The sequence below is a fragment of the Rahnella sp. P4_A8 genome (assembly GCF_056402435.1).
The window spans coordinates 1-1747 of record NZ_JBFUHK010000202.1; the positions used below are offsets into that span (position 1 = coordinate 1).

The window sequence follows — 1747 nt, forward strand, 5'->3', positions numbered from 1 at the left end:
GAAATAGGGGCCACTGCCTTTTGCCAGTAATGCGCGATAGTTATGGAAAAAGTACAAAGCGAAATCGAACAACGAACCGGGAATAGCTTCACCCTGCCAGTTCACATGCTTTTCAGGTAAATGCAGGCCACGTACACGACAAATCAGAACGGCAGGATCAGGTTTGAGCTGATAAATTTTCCCGGATTCATTGGTGTAGCTGATACTCCCGTTCACCGCATCGCGTAAGTTAATCTGCCCTTCTATAACTTTCTGCCAGTCCGGTGCCAGAGAGTCCTCAAAATCCGCCATAAAGACTTTTACATTGGCGTTCAGCGCATTGATCACCATCTTGCGTTCGACAGGACCAGTGATTTCTACCCGGCGATCCAGTAAATCAGCCGGAATGCCCCGTACCTTCCAATCTGAATTTTTTATGGAATTCGTTTCCGAAATAAAATCAGGCAACACCCCCTGATCTATCTTCTGCTGTACGGCAATGCGATCGGCCAGTAATCGATTTCGCAGCGGGGTAAAACGGACAACCAGTTCGGATAAAAAATCCACGGCTTCTTCGGTCAGAATTTGCGCTTCGTTTTCACCAAAACGGCGCGTAAAACCAAGCTGACTGCGGGTAATTTGCTCAGACATCGTTTATCTCCTGATTTATCTGCTTAATCTGCCAGACCGCCTCACTGAACAGATGCTATTACGGTCGAAAACATACCCGAGATACGCTCATGATCCTGAGGTGGCTTTTCTCTGGTTATTTATTGCCCGATAGATTTAAGCGTAATCAGTAATTTCATAAAATCAAAAACGATTTCCATTTTATTTAAAAATTAAAAAAGTTCTGTTTTTAATCAATTAGATAGAATTAAATAAATTTTCCGTAAAATGGGAATGAATTTCGAATCTAAGAAAAATGTATGCAGAAGGAAGAAGATCAGAAAAAAGATCGCAGGGAGAAAAAGGGGAGAAAAACAGACGACCGATAAGATCGTCTGCTGGAAGCGGAAAGGGATTTACTCGAGTGTCGGATTCATCTGGCGCAGATCAAACGGCGTGATCTGATAAACATAGTAATTCAGCCAGTTAGTGAACAGCAGATGTCCATGGCTTCGCCAGGTCGCCTTCGGTGCCAGCTCGGCGTTATCCTGCGGGAAATAGTTGTAAGGCATTTCAGGTGATAACCCCGCCGCCACATCACGCAGATACTCTCCTGCCAACGTTCCCGCATCATATTCAGGGTGCCCGGTCACAAAAGCCATCCGCTTATCTTTTGTCGCAAAGAGATAGGCGCCGGCTTCGTCGGATTCAGCAAAGATCTCCAGATCCGTGTGCTGGCGGAGCACATCAGCCGGAAAATCTGCATAACGGGAATGGGGTGCCAGGAAGCTTTCATCAAAGCCACGGGTCAGTAATGCCAGCGGTTGCAGCGTCTGATGAGGATACACACCCGAAAGCTTCGCTTCGCGGGTCATTTTAGGTAGTCCATAAAGCACATTCAGAGCAGCCTGAACCGCCCAGCAAACAAAAAGTGTGGATGTTACATGCTTTTTCGCCCAGTGGATCACGCGCTCAATTTCCGGCCAGTATGCTACATCACAAAAATCGACCAATCCTAAAGGCGCACCGGTAACGATCAGGCCATCATAGTTGTCATGCTGAATGTCTTCAAAGTCACAATAGAAATTATTCAGATGCTCTGCAGGGGTGTTTTTAGATTCACGACTGTCAATGCGCAGCAGCTGCACATCTATCTGCA

The 1747-nt window shown here is 46.3% G+C and carries 1 protein-coding gene and 1 pseudogene; both read right to left on the minus strand.

Annotated features, from left to right (window positions below):
* A pseudogene (locus tag AC1DUO_RS24655) lies at positions 1–630 on the minus strand (malate synthase A); the annotation flags it as partial.
* Between the two features lie 374 nt (positions 631–1004).
* Positions 1005–1747: homoserine O-succinyltransferase (locus tag AC1DUO_RS24660; RefSeq protein WP_477989247.1), on the minus strand; the 743-nt coding region annotated here is incomplete at its 5' end.